5 protein-coding genes are annotated in these 6519 nt (G+C 63.6%); all 5 read right to left on the reverse strand.

The window, feature by feature from the left end; translation table 11 throughout:
• Window positions 1–5 precede the first annotated feature (5 nt).
• Window positions 6–1403 carry a nitrogenase iron-molybdenum cofactor biosynthesis protein NifN gene (gene nifN, locus ACQR13_RS32245; RefSeq protein ID WP_315752837.1) on the reverse strand — a complete coding sequence of 466 codons (1398 nt, stop codon included), beginning with the start codon at window positions 1401–1403 and terminating at the stop codon, window positions 6–8.
• A 10-nt stretch (window positions 1404–1413) separates the two neighbouring features.
• Window positions 1414–3087, reverse strand: coding sequence for a nitrogenase iron-molybdenum cofactor biosynthesis protein NifE (nifE, locus tag ACQR13_RS32250; RefSeq protein ID WP_315752836.1), 1674 nt, complete (start codon window positions 3085–3087; stop codon window positions 1414–1416).
• Window positions 3088–3219: 132 nt separating this feature from the next.
• Window positions 3220–4779: a nitrogenase molybdenum-iron protein subunit beta gene (gene nifK, locus ACQR13_RS32255; protein ID WP_315752835.1), complete on the reverse strand. Its 1560-nt coding sequence runs from the start codon at window positions 4777–4779 to the stop codon at window positions 3220–3222.
• Between the two features lie 83 nt (window positions 4780–4862).
• A complete protein-coding gene (gene nifD, locus ACQR13_RS32260) occupies window positions 4863–6365 on the reverse strand; it encodes a nitrogenase molybdenum-iron protein alpha chain (protein ID WP_315713160.1) in 1503 nt (500 codons plus the stop codon).
• A gap of 73 nt (window positions 6366–6438) precedes the next feature.
• Window positions 6439–6519: dinitrogenase reductase (locus ACQR13_RS32265; protein WP_316228768.1), on the reverse strand; the 81-nt coding region annotated here is incomplete at its 5' end.

The raw sequence follows: 6519 nt of genomic DNA on the forward strand, positions 1-6519 counted from the left end.
AAACGTCAATGCAGTGGCGCCACGACGGCGGTGTCGATCGATGCCTGTTCGAGGTCCTTCCAGGGATCGAGCCAGGTGTCGGGCGTCGGCTGATGGTTGTCCTCGCGATCGGCGATGATCAGATTGGCGAGCGCAAAGATCAGATCGCGCGTGCCGCGATAGCCGACCGTCAGGAGATGCCCTGCCCCGAGCCGGTCGAACATCGGAAAGCCGATCCGGTAGAACGGGATCTTGAGGCGGGCGGCGGCCTGGCGGCCGTGCGAATGCGTGAGCATCAAGCCGCAGTCGCGCTCCTTTGCCAGGTTTTCGAGATCCTCGAGATCGCCGATCAGCACTTCATCGCAGGGCATCCGCTCGAGCACCGGCGACTGCGTCGTGGTGACCGCCACCGACACATGCGCGCCCATGTCGTGCAGCATGCTCGCGACGTCGAACAGCAGATCCGGCTCGGCGCCAACAGCGAGCTTGCGGCCGCCAATGTGGAAATGCGCATCCAGCATCGCGTCCGCGAGCTGGCCGCGCTGCCGTCGATATTTCACCGGCACCGGGCGTCCCGAGATCTTGCTGAGGAACGTCATGAACTCGTCGTTCGGCAGCAGCCCGCAGAGCCGCTCGAACAGCCGATACGGCACGCCGGTCCTGGCCTGCATCGCTTCCGCCGCTCGCTTCATTTGCGCCCCGATCGCGATCGTCCAGGACGCGCTGCCCATGGTCGCAATCTCTTCCAGGCCGATGCCGCCGATCGTTGTCGGCGTGAACTCGTCGGGGATGTGGCCGTCGAGCGAGCCGCCGATATCCGGCAGGAACGATGGCTCCAGACCGAAATCCTCGATGATGGTGCGCAGCTCCTCGATATCCCCCGGCGTCAGATGGCAGCCCGGCAGCACGTTGACCCGCGCCGGGTCGCGACGGGTCGAGGTCGGCTTGTCGACGAGCACCTCGACCATCTTGGCGACGGTCTTGTCCCAACCGTCCTGGAACGCGTCCTTGAAGTCCGGCGTCGAGACGTAGACCAGCGGATAATTCGCGAGATCTGGATGTTTCTCGCGGATCAGCCTGATGTAGCCGTCGACGTCGTCGCCCTTGGTCTCGGTGACGCCGGTCGAGCAGATGCCGATGATCTCCGGCTTTTGTCGCTTGTAGATGTTGAGGATCGCCTGCTCGACATTCTCATAGCCGCCGAGCACGGTGGCGACCTCGCTCATCGCCGTCGTCTGCATCGGCACCGCTTCCTTGAAGTGGCGCACGAACAAGGTCAGGCCGAACGAGGTGCAGCCCTGCGAACCATGCAGCAGCGGCATCGCGCCGCGCAGGCCGAGGAAGGCGAACGAGCCGCCGATCGGCTGGCTCATCTTGAGCGGATTGACCGCGCAGGCCTTCTTTCCAATGGTGACCTTGGCCATGAGCGCCGCCCTACTCCGCCGCCTGCAGCAGCTCGGCCGGCGCCTTGAACGTCGCCAGGATGTCCTCGACCCGCCCGGCGCAGGCGCCGCAGCCGCCCGAGGCGTTGGTGTGCTCGCGAACGCCGGCGACATCGGCGAGGCCATGGGCCTTGATCGCGTCCTCGATGGTGCCGAGATCGACCGACTTGCAGTGGCAGATCTTCTTGGCGCGTCGCGCGGCTTCCGCGGCGACCGGATCGGCCGCCAGCGCCGCCGCTTCTGCATTGACCTGGGCAATCGCCCTGGCCTGCCAGTTGCTGTCGGCCTGCTCCCAGGGCGCCCGCTTGCGCAGCTGCTCCCACATCGGGTTGTAGATCGCCTTGTCGATCTCCGCGACCAGCTTCACCATCCCGATATAGCCCATAAAGGCGTGGGAGCGCTCCTGGTTGATGTCGAGCCAGGGCATCGCCGCCTTCAGCGCCACGAATTGCGACTTGCCGCCCGAGAGCATGATGTCGGCCTTGGCGTCCTTGAGCATCTTGTACATTTCGCGCGGCGCCATATCGTCGATCATGTGCGCGTCCTGGCCCATCAGCTCCTTGATGCGCTCCTTGTCCTCCTTGGTGGACTTCTTGACGGAGGTGCCGACCAGCTCCATGCCGGCCTCCTGCAGCGCCGCTACGACTGACCACGACTTCACGCCGCCGGTGATCAGCAGCACCTTCTTGCCGGTGAGCCGCTTCTTGAACGGCTCGATCGCCGCCCAGGCCTTGGCCTCCTCGCGCGCGATCACCGCCTCGGTGCGGTCCAGCAGATCGGCCGGCGCGCCGCGCTCGACCAGGAGGCGCGCGATCTCGCGCAGCGAGTCCGAGGAGTCCTGGATGCCGTAGAACGATCCCTCGAAGAACGGAATGCCGTAGCGTTCCTCCATCTTGCGGGCGACGTTGATCATCGCCTTGGAGCACACCATCATCGCGGCGCGGGCGCGGTGCGACGAGGCGACGTCCTTGTAGCGGCCGTCGCCGGAGATGCAGGCGGAGATGCGGATGCCGAGTTCGTCGAACAGCGGCTTCACCTGCCAGAGCTCGCCGGAGAGATTGTATTCGCCGATGATGTTGAGGTCGTAGGGCGTTGTGACCTCCGGCTCGACGGTGCCGATGACGTGGTCGAGCAGCGCCTCGCCGGCGAGCTTGTTGCCGAGATTCTTCGGGCCGACGAAGCCGGGCGAGTTGACGGGGATACAGGGCTTGCCAAATTTGGCCGAGGCCGCCTTGCAGACGGCATTGATGTCGTCGCCGGTCATGGCGGGCACGCAGGTCTGGTAGACGAAGACCGCCAGCGGATCGTACTTCTCGATGATTTCCTTGATCGCCTTGTACAGCCGCTTCTCGCCGCCGAACACGACGTCGGTCTCGTTGATGTCGGTGGTGAAACCGGTGCGCCAGATCTGCGAGCCAGACGAGGCCGCACCACGGTTGTCCCAGGAATTCCCCTCGCAGGCGATCGGTCCGTGCACGAGGTGCGCGACGTCGGTCAGCGGCTGCAAGGCGACCTTGGCGCCATCGAACGCGCACCCGCCCGCCGCACCGCCCGGCTGTAGCTGCTTGGTGCAGCCCTTCTTGCGCTCGGCCTCGGACTTGTTGGCGTTCTTGCCGCAACCCGGCTCGTTGAAGACGTTCTGGATCGTGGCAGACAGCGAGCTCATTGGCTTCTCCTGTTGGCGGACCTTCTGCGCGTCTTTTGGCCGAGGAGGCTCAGGCTTTCAGTGCCTTCCCCATGAGCCTCGTCGTCCAGATCGAGACGCGGCGGCCCTTAACGGACCGCCGCGCGCCGTGTCCTAGCGGATGATATCGAAGCTGTAGTCCGACTTGGCCGGCACGTTGGTGTTGCGATCGATCTCGTCGAAGATCTTATCGAGGATCGTGACCAGCACGTTCAGGCCGCCTTGATAGCCCCACACCGGATAGCGGTGCTTGTGGTGACGATCGAAGATCGGAAAGCCGATGCGGATCAGCGGCGTGCCGGTGTCGCGCTCCAGATACTTGCCGTAGGTGTTGCCGATCAGGAAATCGACCGGCTCGGTGAACAGCAGCGAGCGCATGTGCCACAGGTCCTTGCCGGGATACACGTGGCAGTTCTTTCCGAACGGCGACGAGTCGAACACGGCCTGCACCTTCTCGGCCCAATCCTTGTTGCCGTTGGTGGCGAGCACGTGGGTCGGCTCGGCGCCGAGCTCGAGCAGGAACGCGGCGAGGCCGAGGCAGAGGTCCGGATCGCCGTAGATCGCGAACTTCTTGCCGTGGATGTGGGCGCTGGAGTCGGCGATCGCGTCGACCAGGCGGCCGCGCTCGAGCGCGAGCTGCTCCGGAATCTCCTTGCCGGTGATGCGTGACAGCGCCATCACGAAGGCGTCGGTGCCGATCACGCCGACCGGATGGTTGAAGGAGACGACCTCCTGGCCGTGGTTCTTGATGAACGGCAGGGTCTTCTCGGTGCAGAAGTGCTGCATCGAGATCGTCGCCTTGGCGTGAATCGCGTTGGCCGCGTCCTCCAGCGTGGTGCCGCCATCATACATACGGAACTCGCCGTCGGTCGGCGTGTCGAACACGTTCGAATTGTCGCCGAGGATCGTGTACTCGATCCCCATCGCCTCGAAGATGTGCTTCACTTCCTTGATGTTGCCGACGGTGTAGCCATCGAAACCGCCGATGAAGTTGATCTTCTCGTTGGGAACGCGCTCCAGCTTCGGCGCGGTGCCGGCCTTGCCGTCCCAGAAGTGCTCGAGAATGCCCTTCATTGCATTGTCGTAGCCGGTGACATGGCTGCCGACGAAGGCAGGCGTATGGGCGAAAGGCACATCGAACTCGGCGGGAACCGAGCCCTTCTCCTTGGAGGTCTTGATGAAGGCGTTGAGGTCGTCGCCGATGACTTCCGCCATGCAGGTGGTGGAGACCGCGATCATCGACGGCTTGTACATGTTGTAGGCGTTGGCGAGGCCGTCGATCATGTTGTTGAGGCCGCCGAAGACGGCTGCGTCCTCGGTCATCGACGACGACACGCAGGAGCTCGGCTCCTTGAAGTGGCGCGACAGATGGCTGCGATAGTAGGCAACGCAGCCCTGCGAGCCGTGCACGAACGGCAGCGTCTTTTCGAAGCCGACGGCAACGAACACGGCGCCGAGCGGCTGGCAAGCCTTCGCCGGGTTGACGGTCAGCGCCTCGCGGGCGAAATTCTTCTCGCGATATTCGGGTGTCTTGGCCCATTCGCGGATGCGCTCGACCTCGGCGGGATCGCGCGGATTCTCGAACATCTTCTTCTTGTTCGCCAGCATCTGCTGGTATTCGGGACCACGGAAAAGCTCGAAGTGATCGAGCACATGTTCGGCACTCTGCGTCATGGGATAACCCTCTCTATGTTCCTGTGTCGATCAGGGAGCACTGGCTCTCCGCCGAAGGAGAGCCAGGCCGTGGGCGGTGGTGCTTACTCGGCTGCCTGAAGCAACGGCTTGGGCGCCTGCTTCCAGGGCGCCTTGGCCATCTTCCAGACCGGCGAGTTGATGGCCATGTCCATGTCGCGGGCGAAGATCGCGAACCCGTCATAGCCATGGTAGGGACCCGAGTAGTCCCAGGAATGCATCTGGCGGAACGGTACGCCCATCTTCTGGAACACGTACTTTTCCTTGATGCCCGAGCCGACCAGGTCCGGCTGGACCTTCTCGACGAACTTCTCGAACTCGTAGCCGGTGACGTCGTCGTAGATCAGCGTGCCGTCCTTGACGTAGTGCTGAGCGGTGCGCTGATAGTCGTCGTTGTGGCCGAACTCATAGCCTGTGCCGACGACCTCCATGCCGAGATCCTCGTAGGCGCCGATCACGTGGCGCGGACGCAGACCGCCGACGAACAGCATCACGGTCTTGCCTTCGAGGCGCGGCCGGTACTTGGCGATCACGGCGTCCATCAGGGGCTGGTACTTGGCGATGACTCGCTCGGCACCTTCCTTGATCTTGTCGTCGAAATAGCTGGCGATCTTACGCAGCGATTCGGCGATCTTGCTCGGTCCGAAGAAGTTGTATTCGCACCACGGAATACCGTACTTCTCTTCCATGTGGCGCGAGATGTAGTTCATCGAGCGGTAGCAATGCAGCACGTTGAGCTTCGCCTTCGGCGTCGCCTCGAGCTCTGCCAGCGAGCCGTCGCCCGACCACTGGGCGATCACGCGCAGGCCCATCTCCTCGAGCAGGATGCGGGACGACCAGGCGTCGCCACCGATGTTGTAGTCGCCGATGATCGCGACGTCGTAGGCCGACGGCTCGAAGCGCGGCGCGGCATCGGCCGGGAGCTTGTCGAACACCCAGTCCCGGATCGCGTCGTTGGCGATATGGTGACCCAAGGACTGGGAGACGCCGCGGAAGCCTTCGCAACGCACGGGGACGATGGTCTTGCCGTCATACTCCTTCGACTTGACCTTGGAGACGGCCTCGATGTCGTCGCCGATCAGGCCGATCGGGCATTCCGACTGCACGGTGATGCCGTTGTTCAGCGGGAACAGCTCCTGGATCTCGTCCATGATCTTGGCGAGCTTCTTGTCACCGCCGAAGACGATGTCCTTCTCCTGGAAGTCGGAGGTGAACTGCATCGTCACGAAGGTGTCGATGCCGGTCGTCCCGATGTAGTAGTTGCGGCGCGCCGCCCAGGAGTACTGGCCGCAGCCGACCGGGCCATGGCTGATGTGGATCATGTCCTTGATTGGGCCCCACACCACGCCCTTCGAGCCGGCGTAGGCGCAACCGCGGATGGTCATGACGCCGGGGATCGACTTGATGTTCGACTTGACGCCGCAATCCGACTTGCCGTTCTCATGCACGTTGAGATGCTTGGCGCGGCGCTTGGCGGTCTTTTCCGGATAGACCTTCAGGACCTCGGCGATCAGTTCCTTGTTGCGCGCCTTGATCTCGGCGACGCTTTGTTTCTCGGTGACGCTCATCTGGCTTTCCTCGATGATCGGTTGCGGAGGTGATCCGGCCCTTGGAGATGAAGGGCCGGAGCACCGGTGGCGGTTACGCCGTTGCGGCGAGTTCGGCGGCAGTCTTTCCGATCTGGGTTTCGTCGACGGCCTTCATGATGCCGTGCTCCATCAG

Source organism: Bradyrhizobium sp. HKCCYLRH3059, assembly GCF_051168035.1.
Lineage (GTDB): Bacteria > Pseudomonadota > Alphaproteobacteria > Rhizobiales > Xanthobacteraceae > Bradyrhizobium.